This window comes from Microbacterium invictum (assembly GCF_034421375.1).
GTDB classification, from domain to species: domain Bacteria; phylum Actinomycetota; class Actinomycetes; order Actinomycetales; family Microbacteriaceae; genus Microbacterium; species Microbacterium invictum_A.
The window spans coordinates 1,408,227-1,429,353 of the sequence record NZ_CP139779.1; the positions used below are offsets into that span (position 1 = coordinate 1,408,227).

Here is a 21,127-nt window from a genome sequence, read left to right on the forward strand (position 1 = left end):
GTCACCCGATGTGCAGGGGGCGTTCGAGATCGATGTCGATGGGAGGTGCGTCCAAGACGTCGTCGACCCGAGCCGGACCGGCGTATCGGATCAGGCGATCGCTGATCTCCACCCCGTCCGCGAAGACGCGTCGCATCTCCAGGAGGCATCCGTTCGCGAGCTGGACCCGGTCGCCCGCACCCGGCGCCGGAGCATCGTCCGTGGGTGCTTCCGGGCCGCCGAGGCGCAGAGCCGCCGGCGTCACGCCGGCAACGGCGGCTGCGAGGGTATCGAACTCACGGATCTCGCCATTGGGGAGGCGCTCCTTGATGTGGACGTCGAGGTTCCAGAGCGATCCCGGGGTTCGAGTGATCCAGCACTCGATGCCTCCGGATGCGGACTCCCACCCGCCCAACCAGGCGGCAGGCATCGTGTCGGTGTCCGGCTGCGTGCTCCAGGAGATGGGTCTCGTCGGCGGGAACACAGGGTACGGCTCCTGCCAGGTGACGGCGAACTCGAGGGCGTAATCCCAGTCGGAGATCGTGATGAGGGCGGACTTCTCGCCGCGGACTCTCGGGGCGATGATCTTCGTCTCGGTCTGGCCGGGCGCGAGCCGTTCGAGGGGGACGTTCTCGGCCCACCGGAAGACCTCGTCGTCCTCGTCGAGCCCGGTGAAGAAGTCGATCGCGTCCGGGATGTGCTCGATCACCGAGTCGATGTACGGCACCGGGAGATATGACGCCGCCTTCGCGATCGCCTTCGTGACCTTCCGCACATCGTCCTCGCTGTGGGCCCACCCGTCGCTGTTGTCCAGGTCCATCCCGAGGGCCCCGATCCCGATCGAGGGTTGCTGGACCCATCCCGCGAACAGCGGCATCTGGTAGCTGAAGGTCCACCCGGTCTTCAACGGCACCGCCGGGTGAGCGAAGGGGAAGGTCTGCCCGTCCGCGACCACGGCGCCCGTCAGCGCGAAGACATCATGCTCGGCAGACGAGGATTCCATATCGTGACAGATGACCCGGATGAGTCTGACCTCGACATAATTCGCCATGATGATCCCTTCCGATCGATCCATTGATCGTGAGGAGACGGTGGTGCGATGTCTTGATACCGATCGATCCGGCCGGAGAGGCTCGGTCCGCCTCCGTAGGCTGGAAGCCCCCACCTCTCGCCGAGGAGACCTGTGTTCCGCACGCCCCTGACCCTCTTCCGCACGCTCGCCATCGCCGAGGCGGTGTCGTGGACGCTTCTGATCACCGGACTGATCCTCCGTGCGACGGCCGGCCTCGACATCGCCGTGACGATCGGCGGCGGCATCCACGGGTTCGTCTTCCTCGCCTACGGCGCGACCGCGGTCCTCGTCGCGCTCAACCAGCGCTGGGCTCCCGGCCCCGCCATCGTCGCCATCGGCAGCGCAGTGATCCCGTACGCCACCATCCCGACGGAGATCTGGTTGCAGCGCACGGGGCGGCTTCGCGGCCCCTGGCGCACCGAAGAGACCTCCGATCCCCGCGACCGTCGCATCCTCGACCGGATGTTGCGCTTCTTCCTGCAGCGGCCGTGGGTGCTCGCCGTCCTCATCGCCGCCGCAGTCGTGCTGCTGTTCACGGTGCTGCTGATCGTCGGACCGCCTGGGGGCCGGGACTGACCTCCGCGCGATTAGGCTGACGGGATGTCGGACACCACGAGTTCGCTTCGCACCTTCGCCCGCTGGTCGCTGTCCGGTGCGATGGTGTTCGCCGGCCTCACCCACCTCTTCTGGGGCCGCAAGGAGTTCCAGGCGCAGGTGCCGGACTGGACCACGCGCGGCACCGGATTCGACAAAGACGACGTCGTGATCGTCTCGGGGGTGCTGGAGGTCATGCTCGGAGCATCGCTCGTCGTCCTCCCCGGGTCCCGCCGCACGCTCGGGAACTGTCTCGCGGCGTTCTTCGTCGGGATCTTCCCGGGGAACGTCGAGCAGTACCTGAAGAAGCGCGACGGCTTCGGCCTCGACACCGATCGCAAACGATTCCTGCGGCTGTTCTTCCAGCCCGTCCTCGTCGCCGTGGCGCTGTGGTCCACGCGGGACGGACGCCGCTAGCCGCTCGCATCTTCCCCGACGAGCGTGCGCGCGAGCATCGTCGCGCCCGCCGTCGCCGCCGGCATGACGGCCACCGCGCCCAGCGGGATCAGGAAGCAGAGCTGGGTCGCGATCCCGAACCCCCAGACGCGCGGGCGGGCGCGGCGGAGGAGCGCACGCCGTTCCTTCCGCGAGATTCCGCGCGCCGTCAACGCACGCGAGGTCAGCTCGTCCGCGAGGATCCAGCCGGTCAGCACCGTGCCGGTGACCGCCCCGAGGACCGTGCCGACGACGGGGATGAATCCCAGGAGCGCCGCGCAGATCGCGATCAGGATGCCGCGAACGAGAAGGGACAGCGCGTCACCGGCGGATCGCCAGAAGCCGTAGTCTTCTCCGGGGATCTCGCCGCCCGCGCTCTTCTCGACCGAACGCCAGATGCGGTCGTAGAACGGCTCGCCGACGATGAGCGTGACGGCGGTGAAGGTCACGATCGCGATGATGCCCGCACCACCGAGGAGGGCGGCGCTCACGGCGATGCGGAGGACCCCGGTCCAGAACTCCGGCCACCCCGATGCGAAGGGCGTGAGCCACTCGGCGACCTCGGGAACCCAGGCGCCCAGAAGCACGAGGGCCGCGAGGAACACCATCGCGACGACGACGGCGGGCACGAGACCGAGCGCCATCGCCCCGGGACGACGGCCCCACCACCCGAACCCCCGGAGGAGGAGCCCCACCCCGCGCCACAGTTCCGACATCCCGTTCCTTCCGGCCCTGTGAAGGATAGCGAGGCCCGGCCGGATATCGTGGCGGAGTGAACGCGACCGGCTCCACAGTCCTGCATTCGGCGCGACTGGTTTCGGGTGGTGAGGTCACCGAGGACGCCTGGCTGCTGCTCGACGGCGAGGTCGTCTCCGCCCGCGGAACCGGCGACGACTGGCCGCGCCACACGGCCGGAGAAGTGATCGACGTGGGAGGGCGCGTCCTCGCGCCGGGGTTCATCGACCTGCACTGTCACGGCGGCGGGGGAGCGGCCGTCGACGATGGTGCGGCGGCGATCGAGCGCGTCCTTGACGCCCACACCGCTCACGGCACGACGCGTTCTGCGCTCTCGCTGGTCAGCGCCCCCGTCGACGTGCTCTCCTCGCGCCTCGCGGCGATCGCGGAGGCGAAGGCGCGCGACCCCCGCGTGCTCGGCGCGCACCTGGAGGGCCCCTTCCTCCACCCCGACTTCCGGGGGGCGCATGATCCGGAGGCGCTCTGCGATCCCGACCCCGAGACGGTGCGGCGCCTGCGGGATGCCGCCGCCGGCGCGCTCGTGCAGATCACCATCGCCCCCGACCGGCGTCACGCCCTGGAGGCGATCGAGACGTTCGCGCGCGCGGGCGTCGTCGTGGCCGTCGGCCACACCGGTGCCGACCGTGACCTCGCCGACGCGGCGTTCGACCGGGGCGCGACCCTTCTCACCCACGCGTTCAACGCCATGCGCGGCATCCATCATCGGGCGCCCGGGCCGGTGCTCGCCGCGGTGAACACGCCGGGAGTCTTCCTCGAGGCGATCCTCGACGGCAGCCACCTGAACCCCGCAGTCGTCCGCATGCTCTTCACCCTCGCCCCGGGGCGGGTCGCGCTCGTCACCGACGCGATGGCGGCCGCGGGCGCCGCCGACGGCGACTACGCCCTCGGCGATCTGGAGGTCACGGTCTCGGGAGGGGTGGCGACGTTGACGGGCACCGAGACGATCGCCGGTTCCACCCTCACCCAGGATGCCGCGCTCCGCCGCGCCGTCGACGAGGTCGGACTCGACCTTCCCACCGCCGTCACCGCGTTGACCGAGGCCCCGGCGACCGTCCTCGGGCTCGAGGATCGGCTCGGGCGCCTCGCACCGGGCTACGCGGCCGACGTCGTGATGCTCGGACCGGGCCTCGAGGTCGACGCGGTGTGGGCGGCGGGGCGGCGGTTCCGGTGAGTCAGACCGCCGCGGCGACGTCTCTCGCGCGCACCTACCGGTACGTCCGCCTGGCGATCCTCGGCGCGGTCCTCGCCCTCCTCGTCTCCGTCGCGGGGGTGGCGATCGCCGACGGCGTCGCGCCGGAGTCGCTGAGCGCCGGCTTCTACACGCCCGCCCGGACGGTGTTCACCGGATCGCTCTTCGCCGTCTCGCTCGCGCTCCTCGCGCTCTCGGGGCGGAGCGTCCCGCAGGCTCTGCTCGACGTCGCCGCCGTCCTCGCACCGCTCATCGCGATCATCCCGACCCCGGTGGGCGGCGAGGTGCCCGCCGCAGTGCACGGCGACGTCGTCAACGGGCTCGCCACGTTCCTCCTGGTCGGGATCGTCGGGCTCATCGTCGCCCTGCTCGTCGCGCGTGCGCAGGGGAGCCTTACCCGCGGTGTCGCGGCCACCGCCGCCGTCGCCGGCGTGGTCGTCGTCGGCTTCCCGGTGTGGGGGGTCGTTGATCAGGAGAGCCTCCTCCGCGTCGGACATCTCACGGCGACCCTGGCATTCTTCGCCTTGATCGCGGCGGTGGCCGGATGGACCGCCTGGGCGCCGTCGTCCGCGCGACCCTCCGCGCGCGGCGTTTACGGAGGCATCGCGATCGGGATCCTCGCCGCCATCCTCTTCCTCTTCGCCGTCGTCGTCCTGCCGCTCGCCGCCCCGGATCCGCCGGCCTCCGGCATCCCCTTCGTCCTCATCGGCGAGATCGTGCTCCTGCTTCTGTTCGCGGCGTTCTGGGTCGTCGAGACGGCCCGCACCTGGAAGGATCCGGACCCCACGATTCGGTGACAGGCCCCGGGAATAGCTGGCGACCCGTCACGTTGAAGTTGATACGTGTCTGCTCAAGTTCCATGGAGCAGACTTCGCATCACCATTCACGGAGAGTGACATGCCCGAAGACTTCCCCCAGACCGGTGACGGTCAGAGCGCGTTCGACGAGTTCCTCGCTCGCTACCTCGCGGGTGAGCGGGCTCGGGCCGAGCGTTCGATCGACCTGAGCCGCTTCCTGAGCGCCCGCACGCAGGAGATGCTGCAGCGTTCCGGCCGCTACGCGCTCGAGCGCGGTCAGCGTGAGCTCGACGCCTTGCACGTCCTGCGCGTCCTCGTCCAGCACGCCCCGGCGAAGGACGCCGTGGCCCGCATCGGCGCCGACCCCGCGGCGATCGCCCGGGCTGCCGAGGAGCGGCTTCCCGCCGCGTCGACGGCCGCCGACGTCGACGGCGCCGTGGTCACCCCGTCGGTGCAGCGCGCCCTGTTCCACGCGTTCCAGGTCGCCCGCTCCTCCGGCTCGACCTACGTCGACCCCGAGCACCTCTTCTTCGCCCTCGTGCTGGCACAGGACACCCCGGCCGGGCAGATCCTCGCGCAGGCGGGGGTGACCGCCGAGGCCCTCACCCAGAGCGTGCGCGAGACGGTCACGCCCGGCGCAACGAGCACGGACGAGAGTTCGGATGCCGCGGCATCCGATTCCCCGATGCTCGACCGATTCGGCACCGACCTGACCGCGCGTGCCCGTGAGGGGCTGCTCGACCCGGTGATCGGCCGTGAAGACGAGATCGAGCAGACGATCGAGATCCTCAGCCGCCGGACCAAGAACAACCCCGTTCTGGTGGGCGAGGCGGGCGTGGGCAAGACCGCCGTCGTCGAGGGCCTGGCGCAGGCGATCGTGTCGGGCGGCGTTCCCGAGCAGCTTCGCGACAAGCGCGTCATCACCCTCGATCTGCCGGCGATGCTCGCCGGCACCCGCTACCGGGGCGACTTCGAAGAGCGCCTGACGAACACGATGGACGAGATCGCCGCGCGCTCGCACGAGCTGATCGTCTTCATCGACGAGGTGCACACCGTCGTCGGCGCCGGAGGCGGCGGTGAGGGCGCCATGGACGCGGGGAACATCCTCAAGCCCCGCCTCGCCCGTGGCGAGCTGCACCTCGTGGGCGCCACGACGCTGAAGGAGTACCGGACGATCGAGAAGGACCCCGCGCTGGAGCGGCGTTTCCAGCCGGTGAAGGTGGGCGAGCCGTCGCTCGTCGACGCCGTCGAGATCCTCCGCGGCCTCCGCAGCGCCTACGAGGAGCACCACGGGGTCTCGTACACCGACGACGCGCTGCGCGCCGCCGTCGAGCTCAGCGACCGCTACCTCACCGACCGGGTGCTGCCCGACAAGGCGATCGACCTCATCGACCAGGCCGGGGCGCGCCTGCGGCTGCGGCTGGGCGCGAAGATCGACACGCGCGAGCTCATGGCCCGGCTCGCGACGCTCGAGGCGGACAAGAACGCCGCGGTCGCCGCGGAGCGCTACGAAGAGGCCTCGCAGATCCGCGACGAGATCACCGCCGTGCAGGAGCGCCTGCGCGAGGCGACCGACGCGGGGGCGAAGGCCGGGGCGGCCGTGGTGGACGAACCCGAGATCGCCGCGGTGATCAGCCGCGCGACGGGGATTCCCGCACAGCGCCTGACCGAGACCGAGCGCGAGCGCCTGGCGCAGCTGGAGGACGAGCTGCACGCCCGGGTGATCGGACAGGATGACGCGGTGGCCGCCGTCGCCAAGGCGGTTCGCCGCAACCGCACCGGCATGGGCGACAGCCGTCGCCCGGTGGGGTCGTTCCTCTTCCTCGGCCCGACCGGGGTGGGAAAGACCGAGCTGGCGAAGGCACTTGCCCACTCCCTGTTCGATGACGACGGAGCCGTCATCCGCTTCGACATGAGCGAGTTCGGAGAGCGGCACACCGTGTCGCGCCTGGTCGGCGCTCCTCCGGGATACGTCGGCTACGACGAGGCCGGGCAGCTCACCGAACGCGTGCGGCGCAACCCGTACTCGATCGTGCTGTTCGACGAGATCGAGAAGGCCCACCCCGACGTGTTCAACCTGCTGCTGCAGGTGCTCGACGACGGCCGGCTCACGGACGGCCAGGGACGAACGGTCGATTTCCGCAACACCGTGGTCGTGATGACCTCGAACATCGGAAGCGAGTTCCTCGCGTCGCGCTCAGGTGCCATCGGCTTCATCGCCGACGGCGGCGGGGCCACCGGGTTCGGCTCGGACAAGGATCTCCGCGACCGCGTGATGGGGCGTCTCCGCGACGCGATGCGGCCGGAGTTCCTCAACCGCATCGACGAGATCGTGCTCTTCCGCAAGCTCGAGAAGGAGCAGCTGGAGCAGATCGTCGGTCTCATGCTCGGGGCCACCCGGGTGCGGCTGGCAACGCGCGAGGTGTCGCTCGAGGTCGACGACACCGCGATCGCCTGGCTCGCCGACAACGGGTACGAGCCCGAGTACGGGGCGCGTCCCCTGCGCCGGCTCATCCAGCGCGAGGTCGACGACCGCATCGCCGATCTGTTCGTCTCGGGAGCACTCGTCGACGGCGGCTCGGTGCGGCTCGACGCGCTCGCGGGCGAGCTGCGCGTGAGGGCCGCACAGGTGGTCGCTGCGGCCTGACGCCCGATCCGATGGGGCATGCTGAGGTCATGGCATGCTCCATCGGAATCGCCGCCGCGGCCGGGCCTGAGTTCGCCCGGACGATCGCGCCGGCCATCGAAGACGCCGGGTTCAGCGCCCTCTGGGTGAACGACACTCCGGGCCACGATGCGCTCGAAGTCCTCGCCGCTGTCGCCGAGGTCACCGGGCGGCTGGGGCTGGCGACAGGCGTCATTCCCGTGGATCGCCGGCCGGGTGAAGAGATCGCCCGTCGCGTCGTCGATCTGGGTCTCCCGGACGACCGCCTGACGCTGGGGATCGGGTCCGGCGGCCTCCGGCACGGCGCCCTCGACGCGGTGCGTACGGCGGTCGACCACCTGCGGGACGGCACGCCCGCGCGCCTGGTCGTGGGCGCTCTCGGACCCCGGATGCGACACCTGGGAGCAACGACGGCGGACGGCGTGCTGCTCAGCTGGCTGAGCCCCGAGATCGCCGCGGCGCAGGCGGACCAGGCGCACCGGGCAGGCACCGCTGCCCATGCGGCCCTCTACGTCCGCGCCGCCCTCGACGCCGATGCGATGCCACGACTCGAGGCCGAGCGCGACGCGTACGCCGGGTATCCCGCCTACGCGGCGAACTACGCCCGGCTCGGACTCTCGCCCGCCGACACCGTGATCACGCCCGAGACCGCCGCGGATCGGCTCCCCGCCTACCTCGGCGGAGTCGACGAGGTGGTGCTGCGGATGATGCTCGCCGACCCGTCGGACGGAGCGGCCGCTCTCCGGTTCATCGACCGGGCCGCCGAGATCGCCGTTCCCTGACGGGTGTCGCACCTCCGTGGCAGAATCGCGCGCATGCTCCTGAGAGAGGTCGTCGGTGCCGCCGACGCGGTGTCGCGGACGGCGTCGAGGAAGGCGAAGGTCGCCGTGCTGTCCGAGACGCTCCGCGCCATGGCGCCGGAGGAGGTCCCGATCACCGTCGGTCTGCTGCTGGCCAAGCCCCGGCAGGGGCGGCTGGGCGTCGGATGGCGCTCGCTCGCCGCCGAGCGGGATCATGCGCGGGATGCCACGCTCACCGTCCTCGAGGTCGACGCGGCGTTCGAACGCCTCGCCGTCGCCGCCGGAACCGGCTCCGCAGGGCGGCGACAGGGTGAGCTCGACCGCCTCGCTCAGCAGGCGACGGCGGCGGAGTGGGACTTCCTCAGCCGCGTCATCCTCGGCGAGCTGCGCACCGGGGCCCTCGAGGGGGTGCTCCTCGACGCCGTCGCCGCGGCGGCGGATCGCCCCGTCGCGTCGGTGCGCCGCGCGGCGATGCTCTCCGGAGATCTCGGCGAGGCCGCCTCGGTGGCCCTGTTCGGCGAGCCCGCGGCGCTCGACGACGTCGGCCTCGTCGTCGGTCGCGCCGTGCTCCCGATGCTCGCCGCGACGGCGTCCTCGGCGGGTGAGGCGGTGGCGGCGGGTGAGTCGTCCGTGGAGTACAAGCTGGACGGCGCGCGCATCCAGGTGCACCGCGACGGCGACGAGGTGCGGGTGTTCACCCGCACCCTCGCCGACGTCACCCACCGGCTGCCTGAGATCGTCGACACGGTCCGCGCGCTGCCGGTGCGCGCGGCGATCTTCGACGGCGAGACGCTCGCGCTGGACGACGATGGCGCCCCACGGGCCTTTCAGGAGACGATGTCGCGCTTCGGGTCCGAGAGCGCCACGGCCGTCGCCCTCCGTCCCTGGTTCTTCGACCTGCTGCACCTGGACGGCCGGGATCTGCTGGACGAGCCGCTGCACGTGCGACAGGCGGAGCTCGAGCGCGTGGCAGGGGAGTGGCGTATCCCGGCCGTCCGCACGGGTGATCCGGATGTCGCGGAGCAGACGGCGCGCGCGGCCCTCGCTGCCGGACACGAGGGCGTGATGGTCAAGGCCATCGACTCCGCCTACCAGGCCGGCCGGCGAGGCAAGAGCTGGCTGAAGGTCAAGCCCGTCCTCACCTTCGACCTGGTCGTCCTGGCCGTGGAAGAGGGGTCGGGCCGGCGGAGCGGGCTGCTGTCGAACCTGCACCTGGGTGCCCGCGACCCCGACGGCGTCTTCGGGCCGCCCGGCGGGTTCGTGATGGTCGGCAAGACGTTCAAGGGCCTGACCGATCAGCTCCTCGCCTGGCAGACCGCACACTTCCCCACGATCGCGACGGCCCGGACTGCGCACACCGTGCACGTCCGACCCGAGACGGTCGTCGAGATCGCCATCGACGGGGTGCAGCGTTCGACCCGCTACCCCGGCGGCGTCGCGCTGCGCTTCGCGCGCGTCAAAAGGTATCGACCCGACAAGACCGCGACCGACGCCGACACCATCGACGCGCTCCGCGCGCTGCTGCGCGGCTGACCGTGCGCGTCGTCGTCCTCACCGGCGCGGGCATCTCCGCCGAGAGCGGTGTGCCGACGTTCCGCGACGCCGACGGGCTGTGGGAGGGGCATCGCGTCGAGGATGTCGCGACCCCCGAGGCGTTCGAGCGCGATCCCGACACCGTGTTGCGTTTCTACGACGCGCGACGGCGCGCGGTGGCATCCGCTCTGCCCAACCCCGCCCATCGCGCTCTGGCGGAGCTCGAAGACGCTCTGGGGGACGACCTCCTCGTCGTCACGCAGAACGTCGACGACCTGCATGAGCGCGCCGGCACGCGGCGGCTGGTCCATATGCACGGCACCCTCGCGCATGCCCTCTGCACGGCGTGCGGCGGGGTGTCGACCATCGTCGACGACCTCGCCGATCGGCCGGGGTGTCCGCGGTGCGGCGTGCGCGCCCTCCGGCCCGACGTGGTGTGGTTCGGTGAGATGCCCTACGAGCTCGACCGGATCGAGCGGGCGCTCGTGACTGCGGACGTGTTCGTGTCGATCGGCACGTCGGGGAACGTCTACCCGGCCGCGGGGTATGTCGCGTTCGCGTCGGCGCTCGGCGCCCGCACCGTCGAGCTCAACCTCGTGCCGAGCGATGCCGCCGTGCCGTTCGACGAGGTCCGCGCAGGGCCTGCGTCGCAGGTCGTTCCGGCGTGGGTGGCGGAGGTGCTCTCGCACGGATGAGGGCGCCGCGGACCGTGCCGCGGCGCCCTCATCGAGGACGTCAGATCCTGATGCCGCCCGCTCGCAGACGCGACAGCGCATCGACCGTCGCCGCGAGGATGAGCACGCCACCGGTGACCAGGAGGTTGACACCCGCCGGCAGGTTGAGCAGGCCCAGGCCATTGGTGATGACGGCGATGACGAGCGCGCCGATGGCGGCGTGGACGAGACGCCCGCGTCCGCCGAAGAGGCTGACGCCGCCGACGACCGCGGCCGCGACGCCGCTCAGCACGATGTCACGGCCGACCGTGGCGTCGACCGAGCCGACGCGGGTCACCGCCAGGAGCGCCGAGGCGACGGCAAGGCTCGAGCAGATGACGAACGCCCACCACTTCACCCACCGCACCTTCACGCCCGAGCGGCGCGCGGCCTCGGCGTTGCCGCCGATGGCGTAGATGTAGCGCCCGAACTTCGTGCGGTCGAGCACGAGGGTGCCGATCCACAGGATCGTCAGCACGACGGGGACGATGATCGGGACGCCTTCGACCGCGACGACCGACTGTCCGCGGTTCTGGTTGAGGACGTAGACGACCACTCCGCCGATGACCGCGATCGCGGCGAGCTTGATCCACACCAGCGACAGCGCGCGGTTCGGCACGCCGGCGCGGGTGCGGCGGTTGCGGTCCCAGAAGCTCGTCGCCGCCGAGATCAGCAGCATCACCACCAGCATCGCCCATCCGCCCCAGACCGGCAGGTTGCCGTTCTGCAGCGCCAGGAGCTCGGGCACCTCGACGCGGTACAGACCACCGGGCCCGATGACCGTCAGGGCCAGACCCTGGAATCCCAGGAACAGACCCAGCGTGACCACGAAGGAGGGTATCCCCACCCTCGCCACGAAGAACCCGATGAACGCGCCCGTGAGGAAGCCGAAGGCGAACCCGATGAGGAGCGCCAGGGGCCAGGGAATGCCGAACTGGGCCGTGAGCACGACGAACAGTGCCATGCCGACGCCGCCGGTCACCCCGGCGGACAGGTCGATCTCTCCCAGGAGGAGGACGAAGACCAGCGCCATCCCGAGGACGACGAGGGTCGCCGCCTGATTCAGCAGGTTGGCGAAGTTGCGCTCGGTGAGGAAGAACGGACTCAGCGTCGAGAACAGCACCGCCAGCACCAGCAGTCCGCCGACGGCGGGGAGGGCCCCCATGTCGCCGCCGCGGACGCGCTGCATCCACGCGCGGACCTGGTCCATGAGGCCACCCTCGACCCCGCTTCCGATGAGGTCGCTGGTCACCGGGTCGGGCGCCGCCTCGGTGCGGGTCGCATTGCTGCTCATTCGGCTCCTCCCGTGCTGAGCGTGGTGGTGTCGATGATGTCGACCCCGTTCGTCTTGGTTCCGGTGATGTAGCCGACCACGTCGTCGCGGGTGGTCTCGGCGGTCGGGATCTGGGCGACCATCTGACCGAGGTAGAGCACGGCGATGTCGTCGGCGACCGCGAACACGTCGGCCAGGTTGTGGCTGATGAGGATGACGGCGACACCCTGCTGTGCCAGGCGCTGGACGAGATTCAGCACCTGCTCGGTCTGGGCGACCCCGAGCGCCGCCGTCGGCTCGTCGAGGATCACCACGCGGGCCTTCTTCAGCACCGCGCGGGCGATGGCGACGGTCTGACGCTGTCCACCCGAGAGGGACGACACCTTCTGTCGCACGGATTTCACCGTGCGCACCGAGAGGGAGCGCAGGGTGTCGGACGCATCCTTCTCCATGCGGCCCTCGTCGAACATGCCGAAGGTGAGTTCCTCGCGACCGAGGAACATGTTCTGGACGATGTCGAGGTTGTCGCAGAGGGCGAGGTCCTGGTAGACGACCTCGATGCCGAGGCCCGAGGCGTCGCGGGGGGCGACCAGATCGCGGTGCTGTCCGTCGATCAGCACCTCGCCCTCGTCGTAGGGCTGCACGCCGGCCAGCCCCTTGATGAGGGTGGACTTGCCGGCGCCGTTGTCGCCGACGAGGGCGGTCACCTTGCCGGGGTAGACCTTCAGGTTCACGCCCTTGAGGACGCTGACGGGGCCGAAGGACTTCTTGACCCCGACGAGTTCGATGATGGGTTCCAGGGCGGTGGAGGTGTGGGTGGTGTCTGTCATGCTCGCTTCCTTGCGGCCGGAGGGAGGGGCGCGGCGGGGGCGCCACGGCGCGGTGCCGTGGCGCCCCCGGTTCGGCGCGTTCTCACGCGCGGGGCGTCACTCGGTGACGCCGAACTCCTCGCACGCTGCCATCACGTCGGGGGTGCAGACGTCGTCGTAGGCGGCGTCGCCGGCGGCGATGACGTCCTTGACCTCGTTCGGTCCGACGAGGACGGGCGTGACCTGGATGTAGGGCGTTCCGTCTTCGAGCTCGGCGTCGGCGGTGACCTCTTCGCCGTTGAGCAGCGCGACGGCGAGCTCGACGGCGGCTGCGGCCTCATCCGCCACCGGCTTGTAGACCGTGGCGGTCTGCCAGCCGAGGAGGATGTTCTGCAGACCGGCGACGTTGGCGTCCTGGCCCGAGACCGCGACGCCTTCGAGGTTGTTGTCCTGCAGCACCTTGATGACGCCGGCGGCGTTGGTGTCGTTGGCCGCCCAGACGCCGTCGACCTGGCCACCGAGCGAGGTCAGGGCCTGCTCGAAGTTGGTCTGCGACTCGGCCTGGTCCCACACCCCCGGGGGCTCGGCGGCGGGAGTGATCCCGGCCGCTTCCATGACCTCGACCGCGCCGGACTTGAACATCGCGGCGTTGCCGTCGGTCGGGTCACCGCCCATGTAGACCACGGTCGCGGAAGCGGGGTCCTTGCCGGCGGCCTCGAGGCCGTCCAGCACCGTCTGGCCCTGCAGGCGCCCGACCTCCATGTTGTCGAACGACACGTAGTAGTCCGCGCCCTCGAAGGGACGGTCGTACGCGATCACCGGGATGCCCTCGGCGGTGGCGTTCGCCGCAACGGCTTCTGCGGCACCCTGGTAGTCCACGAGCAGCATCACACCGCAGCCCTGGGTGAGCTGCTGGTCGGCGATGGTCGAGTAGGTGTTGGTGTTGCCCTGCGCGTTCTGGATGTCGACCTCGAAGCCCGCGGCCTCCAGGCCCTCCTGCAGGTAGGGGCGGTCGAAGTTCTCCCAGCGGGGCGAGGACGCCGCGTCGGGAAGGATGACGCAGGCGCGGCCCGCAGCGTCGCCGCCGCCGGTGTCTCCGCCGCCATCACCGCTGTCGCCGCCGGTCGAGCTCGAACAGCCCGCCAGCAGCATCACGGCTGCGCCGGCGACCGCCGCGGCCGAGAGGAAGGATTTCTTCATTGTTCACCTTTCATCGTCGAATGGTGAGCGCGACGCCCCGTTGGGCCGCTCACGAGAGCGATCATCCCGAGAGTCGACCCTTGGCGTCAAGTAGTGAACGTAACGCTTTGGCAACGGCCCGGAATGCGTTCGGTCCGTGAAGTCATTCAGCGGCCGGTCGCCTCCCGGGTGCGGCGCGACAGCGAGTCGATGATGACGGCGATGACGAGGACGAGCCCGGTGATCATGTAGCGCACCGACGAGTCCAGGGTCAGCAGCGTCAGGCCCGAGGAGATCGACTGGATCACGATGATCCCGAGCAGTGCGGAGTACGCCGTGCCGCGGCCGCCGAAGAGGCTCGCCCCGCCGATCACCGCCGCCGCGATCGCATTGAGGTTCGTGTCCCCGCCGCCGGAGCTCTGGCTCACGGCGGCCAGTCGGGCGGCCGCCAGGATGCCGCCGATCGCGGCCAGGCTCGAGCACAGGGCGAAGACGGTCACGTAGATGCGTCCGACGCGGATCCCCGCGCGCCGCGCGGCCTCCTTCGACCCGCCCACGGCGTACACCGCCCGTCCCCATCGCGTCTGCTGCAGCACGATGTCGACGACGACCACGAGGGCGAGGAAGAACAGGAACATCACCCCCACGCCCCGAGAAAGGTTGAGGTACCACGTGGCGCCGGCGAGGAAGACGCCGAGGATGATCGTCCGGACGGCGATCTCGCGGTAGCTCTGACTGTCGAGGTTCGCCTGGACACGGCGCCGGGCGCGGCGCACGCGCGAGAGCGCGAACCCGACGACGGCGAGGGCGACGAGCAGGTACGACGCCCAGTCGGGCAGGAACAGCTGCTGCGCGAACACCACGAGCCACGAGTCGAAGGGGAGGTTGATCGAACCGGTCTCGCCGAGGACCCACAGCTGCAGGCCGAGGAACCCCAGGAGGCCGGCCAGCGTGATGACGAAGCTCGGCAGCGCGAACCGGGTCAGCAGAACCCCGTACCCAGCGCCGATCGCCGCCCCGGCCGCGACGGCGGCGACGATGGCCAGCAGCAGATCCCACTGGAGCTGGACGAAGGTCACCGCGAGGATGGCGGCGGCCAGGCCCGAGACCGAGCCCACCGACAGGTCGATCTCGCCGACGAGCAGCACGAGCACCACCCCCAGCGCGATGGTGCCGATGGCGGCGCACTGCATCGTGAGGTTGACGAGGTTCTGGCTGGAGAGGAACGAGGGGTTCAGCGACTGGAACACCGACCAGATGACGACCACCCCGACGATGACCGGAAGGGCACCCAGGTCGCCCTCCCGCACGCGGGCGGCCACGCGCGAGAACGTGTCGGCGGCGGTCATCCGTCGAGGTCCTGCGCGCGCGGACGTCGACGGGGGCGATCGGTGGGGAGGGGGATGATCCGACCCGGCGTGATCTGCTCGGGTGCCGGAGCGGGCCGCGCCGGGACGTCGGCGGTGGCCCCGGTGATCGCGGCGATCAGGGTCTCGGTGGTGATGTCGGCGATGTCGTACTCGCCGTTGTTGCGGCCGAGACGCAGGACGACCGCCCGATCGGCGACGGCCATCACATCGGCCATGTTGTGGCTGATGAGGATGACCCCGTGCCCGCGTTCACGCAGGCGCTCGATGAGGTTCAGCACTTCGGCGGTCTGCGCGACACCGAGCGCCGCCGTCGGTTCGTCGAGGATCACGACGCGAGGATCGCCGATCAGGGAGCGGGCGATCGCGACGGTCTGGCGCTGACCGCCCGACAGCGACGCCACCGGCACGCGCACGGAGGGCAGCTTCGCCGCGAGCTCGCGCAGCAGCGTCCAGGTGCGCTGCTCCATCTCGACCTCGTCGAGCCGCCGGCCCGATACCAGCTCGCGGCCGAGCCACAGGTTCGCCACGACATCGAGGTTGTCGCAGAGCGCGAGGTCTTGGAACACGGTGGCGATGCCGAGCTCCTGAGCGTCGGCGGGGCTCTGCAGGCGCACCGGCGACCCGTCGAACTCGATCACGCCCGCATCGGCGGTGTAGACGCCGGCGAGGATCTTCACGAGCGTCGATTTGCCGGCGCCGTTGTCGCCCACGAGGGCCACGACCTCGCCCTCGTCGACCCAGAAGTCGACGTCGCTGAGGGCCCGGACGGCGCCGAAGCGCTTGCCGATGCCGTGCATGGTCAGCACGCGCTCGCGAGGGCGGGGGCGCGGCGCTGTCATCCCGGTGCTCATCCCAGTCCCGCCCTCTCGCAGGCCGCCGCGTAGTCCGGGGTGCAGATGTCCTCGATCGTCCAGAATCCGTCGGCGACGACGGTGTCGGCGATGTTGTCGACCGTCACCGCGACCGGGTCGAGGAGCGTGGTGGGCGTGCCCTCGATCTCGAGCGGTGCGCTCACCTCGTCGCCGCGCAGGAGCGCGACGGCGACGTCGGCGGCGCGCTCGGCCTGCGGCCGGATCGCCTTGTACACCGTCATGAACTGATCGCCGGTGAGGATCCGCTGGATGGCGGTGAGTTCGGCATCCTGACCGGTCACGATCGGGAACGGGGTGACATTGCCGGCTCGGAGCGCGGCCACCGCACCCCCGGCGGTGGCGTCGTTGGCGGCGTACACGGCGGCGATGCGGTCGCCGTACTGCGCGACCTGCCCGGCGACCCACTCCTGGGCGAGGTCGGGGCTCCACTCCGGGGTGTCGAAGGACGATAGGACGGTCAGTCCGGCGTCGTCGATGACCTCCTGCGCACCGGACTTGAACAGCGCGGCATTGCTGTCGGTCGGCGAGCCGTTGACCATCAGGATGCCTCTCTGCTCCATCTCGGGTTCGACGCCGGCCAGGGCCTCGGTGAGCGCGGCCGCTTGGAGCTGACCCACCTTCTCGTTGTCGAACGAGACATAGTAAGCCAGATCGCCTCCAGCGACGAGTCGGTCGTAGGAGATCACCGGAACCCCCTGCGCATTCGCCTCGCGGACGATCGAGACGGCCGCATTGGCGTCGACCGGATCGAGCACCAGGACGCCGGCGCCGCCGGTGAGGGCCGCCTCCGCCTGCTGCTGCTGCTTCGCAGCATCCTGATCGGCGTTGGAGTACAGCACCCGGAAATCGCCCAGCTCGGCCACGCGCTCCTCGAAGTACGGGCGGTCGAAGGTCTCGTACCGTGCGGTCTTGGCGTCGGGGAGGAGGAGCGCGATCGTCCCCTCCGTGCCGCCGCTCTGCGCAGCGCACCCGGCCGTCGCCAGTGCCATCGCCGTCGCGAGGAGGGCCGCACCGATGCGGCGGAGAGCGGCGGTCATCGGCCGCTCACGCGGTGGCGCGATCGACTCCGGTGTCGACCGCGACGTGATCGAAGGCGACGGCGTCGAGCGCCGCGGCAATGGCTCCCCGGGTCTCGGTCCATTCCCCGAACGAGCTCGCCACGATCTCGGGCAGCCCGTTCCCGGCTGCCAGCGCCGTGCGTTCCAGCGAGTGCCGCATCGGTGCCATCAGGGTCTCGCCGGCCTCGGCGAGCTCGCCGCCGACGACGATCAAGCCTGGATCCAGGAGGTTGCACAGGCTCGCCGCGGCGATGCCGATGTGCCGGCCGGCGTCGGCGATCACGCGCCGGGCGCTGCCGTCGCCGGACTCGGCGCCCTGGATGAGGTCGCCCAGGCGCCGCATCCCCTCTCCCGGCGGGAAGAGGGACAAAAGCGCGGGACCGCCCGCGTAGGTCTCGAGGCAGCCGCGGTTGCTGCAGCGGCAGATGGGCCCGTTCTCGTCGATCGTGACGTGCCCGATCTGACCGGCCTTGCCGTTGACGCCGCGGAACAGCTCCCCGCCGACGACCATGCCGGCGCTGATGGTGTGCCCCACACGCAGGTAGACCGACGACGCGACGTCCCTCGAGACGCCCTCGCGGGCTTCGGCCAGCGCCCCGAGGTTGGCTTCGCTGTCGACGAGGACCGGTCGCTGGATGCGGGCGGTGAGGGATGCCGCGATGTCGACGTTCTCCCATCCTCGGAGGATCCCGGCGGCGCTGACCATCCCGGTGCGCGGATCGATCGGAGCGGGAAGAGCGAGACCGACGCCGAGCAGGTCGTCGACGGAGCCGCCGAGGGAGTCCATCATGTCGCCGAGGAGGAGGGCGAGCCGATCGAGTTCGGCGTCGTGCCGGTGGTCGAGGGGGAGGGGGAGGGAGCTCTGGCTCACCACCGTTCGGGTGACGTCCGAGATCGCGATGTGCAGCTGTCGCGAGCTGAAGTGCGCGCCGGCGACGAGCCCCAGTTGACGGGCGAGGGAGACGAGGGTCGCCCGACGGCCGCTGCGCGAGGTGATCGAGGTGTGGAGCACCCCCGACGCGACGAGCTCCTTGACGATGTTCGACACCGTCGCGGGAGAGAGGCCGGTGATGCCGGCGAGCTCCACCTGCGTCATCCGGCCGTGGCGCTTCAGCGTCTCGAGCAGGCGCGCGCGGTTGGCTTCACGCAGCGACGACTGCGAGCCCGGCGGCGTCTCTCGGCGGATCACATGCACACTGTAGCGGGTCAGGTCTTCTCACCCGCGAGACGGACCAGCACGATGTGGCCCGACTCGTCGACCTCGGCGACGTCCGCGTGCGCCTTGACGAACTCCGAGAAGCTTCGGAACCCATAGGCCTTCTCGCTGAAGGACGGGTCCAGCCGCTTGATCAGGCTCTTCACCGCCGACGCGTGCTGCCAGGCCTCGCCCTCGCGGTCGCTCTCCAGCCGCAGCGCTCTCTGGAGCAGGTCTGCGCCGGGGTCGACGGTCTTCTTCCGCGACCGGCTGCGCGCCGTCTCGGGCTTCTCCGTCACTGCCGGGGCGGGGATACCGGGGAGGGCGTCGTACGCATGGAACTGGTCGCACGCGGCCGCGAGCGACTTCGCGGTGGATCCCGCCACGCCGATGCCGACGACGAAGCGTCCGAGTCGCTTGCAGCGCTGCGCGAGCGGGACGTAGTCGGAGTCGCCCGCGACGATGACGACGTGGGTGAGGTCGTCGAGGCGGAACATGTCCTCGACCGTGTCGACGGCGAGCCTGATGTCCGCGCCGTTCTTGGCATAGGCCGCGGCGGGGAACAGCTGGACGAGATCGACGGCGCGGGCGACCAGCTGCGACCGGTAGACCGCGTTGACCGGCGACGACCAGTCGGCGTAGGCGCGGGTGAGGACGAGGGTGCCGAAGGTGGCGGCGTAGTCGATGATCGCCCCCACGTCGATCATCGCCGCGGCCAGCCGCTCGGTGATCTCGGGGTCGCCGTCCCCGGCGACGATCCGCTGACGGTCGCGGGCATAGGAGTTGCGCCCGTGGACCCGGTCGTACCAGGACATCACGATGTTGTCGAAGTCGAGGTAGACGGCCACGCGGCCGTGGGAATCGGCCATCACTTCTCTCCGGGGTAGCGCACGCCGATCTGCGCGCGGACGTCGTCGAGTGTCCCCATGATCGCCACCGTCTGGTCGATCCCCAGCAGCGGGCTGTCGGTGTCCCCTCGCGCGATGATCTCCTCGGCCGCGAGAGCCTGGAACTGCATGCCGCGTCCGGAGATGTCGGTGACGTAGTCCTCGATCACGGTGCCGTCGGGCGCGGTCACCCGGAAGCTCGTCGGGGCGTACCAGGTGCGGTCGATGTCGATGCGCGCCTCGGTGCCGATGATGTGGGCGGTGTTGGGGCCGGCCGAACGGGACGAGGTGACCGATGTCGAGAGGGCACCGGAGGCATGGGTGAAGATCGTCGCCACGTCGGAGTCTGCGCCGGTGTCGGCGAGGCGCGCGCGAGCGGTGACCGATACGGGCTCCCCGAGGATGTCCCAGAAGAAGGAGATCGGGTAGATCCCGAGGTCGAGGAGGGCGCCACCACCCAGGTGGAGCGCGTTCAGCCGGTGCTCGGGGTCATCGGTGATCTTCTGGGTGTGATCGGCGAACACCGCGCGGATGTCGCCCAGCGTCCCGGCTGCGATGATCTCGCGGATGCGGATCATGTGGGGGAGGTACCGGGTCCACATCGCCTCCATCGCCAGGCGCCCGTTGGCGCGGGCTGCGTCGCGGATCGAGGCGGCCTCGGCGGCGTTGAGGGTGAAGGGCTTCTCGACCAGGACGTGCTTGCCGTGCTCGAGCGCGAGGATCGCGTTCTCGGCGTGGAAAGGGTGCGGGGTGGCGATGTAGAGGATGTCGACATCGGGGTCGGCGACAAGCGCCTCGTAGGAGGAGTGCGCGTGCGGGATGCCGAACTCGGCCGCGAACTCGCGCGATGCCTCCTCACGACGCGAGCCGACGGCGACGAGGTCGCGCTCGGCGGTACGGAGGTCGGAGGCGAACGCGTGCGCGATGCCTCCCGTGGCGAGGATGCCCCAGCGAAGTCCGGTCATGGGTTCGAGCGTACCGGGGTGGACGGTGTCGTCACGGATGCAGGATGACCTTCCCCGCGGCGCCCTGCTCGACGGCCCGGTGCGCGGCCGCGGCGTCGCCGAGGGGGAAGGAGGGACCGAGCTCCACGGAGAACGCCCCGGCGGCCAGGAGGGAGAGCGCCACGGGGAGGGCCTCGGCACGCCACGCCAGCTGCTGCGACGTGAGCGGGTGCGGCGCACCGCCCCCGAACGCCCGGATGCCGAAGCCCGCCGCGTCGCGGCCTCGGACGAGGGTAGCGATGCGCTCGGCGGGGGCCAGAGCGAGGGAGGTGCGGATCGCCTCATCCGTTCCGGCCGCGTCCAGGGCGACGGAGATGCCCTCGGGCGCCACGGCGCGCACCCGGTCGGCGAGGCCCTCGCCGTACGCCACCGGCTCTGCGCCGAGGTCGCGGACGCGGTCGAAGCGCTCCGGCGAGGCCGTCGCGATCACCCGTGCGCCCCAGAGGGCGGCGAGCTGGATGGCGGCCTGACCCACCGCGCCGGATCCGGCATGGAGGAGGAGGGTGTCGCCGTCGCGGACGCCGAGCGAACGCAGCGCCTGATAGGCCGTGCCGACCGGGACCCCGAGTGCCGCACCCTCCGCGGCGGTGACGGACGCGGGGCGAGGCTGCACCGCGCGGATGGGGGCGGCGAGGTCGGTGGCGTAGGTGCCCGTCGCGCCGAAGACGACCACGGGATCGCCCGCGCGGAAGCCGTCCACGCCCTCGCCCACGGCGGTGACGATGCCGGCGGCATCGCTTCCGATGCGCCGCGGCTCCTCGATCGCCGGCGAGGGGCGCAGACCCGAACGCAGCTTGTGATCGATGGGGTTGACCCCCACCGCTTCGACCCGGACGACGACCTCGCCCGCCCCGGCGACGGGATCGGGGATGTCCACGAGGGTCAGGACCCCGGGGTCGCCGAAGGAGGAGTACGCGATCGCCTGAGCCATACCTGCGGGAACGCGG

The 21,127-nt window shown here is 70.9% G+C and carries 20 protein-coding genes; 8 read left to right on the forward strand and 12 right to left on the reverse strand.

Annotation, left to right across the window (positions count from 1 at the left end; translation table 11 throughout):
* Window position 1: 1 nt before the first annotated feature.
* Window positions 2–1,030, reverse strand: coding sequence for a hypothetical protein (locus T9R20_RS06800; RefSeq protein WP_322411769.1), 1,029 nt, complete (start codon window positions 1,028–1,030; stop codon window positions 2–4).
* A gap of 132 nt (window positions 1,031–1,162) precedes the next feature.
* Between T9R20_RS06800 and T9R20_RS06805 the strand changes: the two genes are divergently transcribed.
* Window positions 1,163–1,627, forward strand: coding sequence for a DUF3817 domain-containing protein (locus T9R20_RS06805; protein WP_322411770.1), 465 nt, complete (start codon window positions 1,163–1,165; stop codon window positions 1,625–1,627).
* A 24-nt stretch (window positions 1,628–1,651) separates the two neighbouring features.
* Window positions 1,652–2,062, forward strand: a complete 411-nt coding sequence (locus tag T9R20_RS06810; RefSeq protein WP_322411771.1) for a hypothetical protein — start codon at window positions 1,652–1,654, stop codon at window positions 2,060–2,062.
* On the opposite strand, the gene T9R20_RS06815 is transcribed toward T9R20_RS06810, so the two are convergent.
* Window positions 2,059–2,796, reverse strand: a complete 738-nt coding sequence (locus tag T9R20_RS06815; protein ID WP_322411772.1) for an EI24 domain-containing protein — start codon at window positions 2,794–2,796, stop codon at window positions 2,059–2,061. The two genes, T9R20_RS06810 and T9R20_RS06815, sit on opposite strands and share 4 nt — an antisense overlap.
* Before the next feature lie 56 nt (window positions 2,797–2,852).
* Between T9R20_RS06815 and nagA the strand changes: the two genes are divergently transcribed.
* The 6 genes from nagA (at window position 2,853) to T9R20_RS06845 (ending at window position 10,515) form a co-directional block, all read left to right on the forward strand.
* Window positions 2,853–4,007, forward strand: coding sequence for an N-acetylglucosamine-6-phosphate deacetylase (gene nagA / locus T9R20_RS06820; protein ID WP_322411773.1), 1,155 nt, complete (start codon window positions 2,853–2,855; stop codon window positions 4,005–4,007).
* Window positions 4,004–4,822, forward strand: coding sequence for a hypothetical protein (locus T9R20_RS06825; protein ID WP_322411774.1), 819 nt, complete (start codon window positions 4,004–4,006; stop codon window positions 4,820–4,822). Before nagA ends, T9R20_RS06825 begins: the two co-directional genes overlap by 4 nt.
* Before the next feature lie 100 nt (window positions 4,823–4,922).
* Window positions 4,923–7,469 (forward strand): ATP-dependent Clp protease ATP-binding subunit, encoded by a 2,547-nt coding sequence (locus T9R20_RS06830; RefSeq protein WP_322411775.1) that lies wholly within the window; start codon window positions 4,923–4,925, stop codon window positions 7,467–7,469.
* A 29-nt stretch (window positions 7,470–7,498) separates the two neighbouring features.
* Window positions 7,499–8,269 carry an LLM class flavin-dependent oxidoreductase gene (locus tag T9R20_RS06835; RefSeq protein ID WP_322411776.1) on the forward strand — a complete coding sequence of 257 codons (771 nt, stop codon included), beginning with the start codon at window positions 7,499–7,501 and terminating at the stop codon, window positions 8,267–8,269.
* Between the two features lie 33 nt (window positions 8,270–8,302).
* The gene (locus tag T9R20_RS06840; RefSeq protein ID WP_322411777.1) at window positions 8,303–9,820 is read left to right on the forward strand and encodes an ATP-dependent DNA ligase; all 1,518 of its coding nucleotides are present in this window, start codon (window positions 8,303–8,305) and stop codon (window positions 9,818–9,820) included.
* A gap of 2 nt (window positions 9,821–9,822) precedes the next feature.
* On the forward strand, window positions 9,823–10,515 hold the full coding sequence (locus T9R20_RS06845; RefSeq protein WP_322411778.1) for an NAD-dependent deacylase: 693 nt from the start codon (window positions 9,823–9,825) through the stop codon (window positions 10,513–10,515).
* Between the two features lie 40 nt (window positions 10,516–10,555).
* Here T9R20_RS06845 and T9R20_RS06850 read toward each other — a convergent pair whose 3' ends face one another.
* From T9R20_RS06850 to T9R20_RS06895, 10 genes are all read right to left on the reverse strand, one after another.
* Window positions 10,556–11,827 (reverse strand): sugar ABC transporter permease, encoded by a 1,272-nt coding sequence (locus tag T9R20_RS06850; RefSeq protein WP_322411779.1) that lies wholly within the window; start codon window positions 11,825–11,827, stop codon window positions 10,556–10,558.
* Window positions 11,824–12,636: an ATP-binding cassette domain-containing protein gene (locus tag T9R20_RS06855; protein ID WP_322411780.1), complete on the reverse strand. Its 813-nt coding sequence runs from the start codon at window positions 12,634–12,636 to the stop codon at window positions 11,824–11,826. The genes T9R20_RS06850 and T9R20_RS06855 overlap by 4 nt, the downstream gene beginning before the upstream one ends.
* 96 nt (window positions 12,637–12,732) lie before the next feature.
* The gene (locus tag T9R20_RS06860) at window positions 12,733–13,815 is read right to left on the reverse strand and encodes a substrate-binding domain-containing protein (protein ID WP_322411781.1); all 1,083 of its coding nucleotides are present in this window, start codon (window positions 13,813–13,815) and stop codon (window positions 12,733–12,735) included.
* Window positions 13,816–13,961: 146 nt separating this feature from the next.
* Window positions 13,962–15,143, reverse strand: coding sequence for a sugar ABC transporter permease (locus T9R20_RS06865; RefSeq protein WP_322411782.1), 1,182 nt, complete (start codon window positions 15,141–15,143; stop codon window positions 13,962–13,964).
* Window positions 15,140–16,003, reverse strand: coding sequence for an ATP-binding cassette domain-containing protein (locus T9R20_RS06870; protein ID WP_322411783.1), 864 nt, complete (start codon window positions 16,001–16,003; stop codon window positions 15,140–15,142). The genes T9R20_RS06865 and T9R20_RS06870 overlap by 4 nt, the downstream gene beginning before the upstream one ends.
* 8 nt (window positions 16,004–16,011) lie before the next feature.
* Window positions 16,012–17,073 (reverse strand): sugar ABC transporter substrate-binding protein, encoded by a 1,062-nt coding sequence (locus T9R20_RS06875; protein WP_322411784.1) that lies wholly within the window; start codon window positions 17,071–17,073, stop codon window positions 16,012–16,014.
* 7 nt (window positions 17,074–17,080) lie between these two features.
* Window positions 17,081–18,283 (reverse strand): ROK family transcriptional regulator, encoded by a 1,203-nt coding sequence (locus T9R20_RS06880; RefSeq protein WP_322411785.1) that lies wholly within the window; start codon window positions 18,281–18,283, stop codon window positions 17,081–17,083.
* 17 nt (window positions 18,284–18,300) lie between these two features.
* On the reverse strand, window positions 18,301–19,158 hold the full coding sequence (locus T9R20_RS06885) for an NYN domain-containing protein (protein ID WP_322411787.1): 858 nt from the start codon (window positions 19,156–19,158) through the stop codon (window positions 18,301–18,303).
* On the reverse strand, window positions 19,158–20,141 hold the full coding sequence (locus tag T9R20_RS06890; RefSeq protein ID WP_322411788.1) for a Gfo/Idh/MocA family oxidoreductase: 984 nt from the start codon (window positions 20,139–20,141) through the stop codon (window positions 19,158–19,160). The genes T9R20_RS06885 and T9R20_RS06890 overlap by 1 nt, the downstream gene beginning before the upstream one ends.
* Window positions 20,142–20,172: 31 nt before the next feature.
* A complete protein-coding gene (locus tag T9R20_RS06895) occupies window positions 20,173–21,111 on the reverse strand; it encodes an NADP-dependent oxidoreductase (protein ID WP_322411789.1) in 939 nt (312 codons plus the stop codon).
* Window positions 21,112–21,127 lie beyond the last annotated feature (16 nt).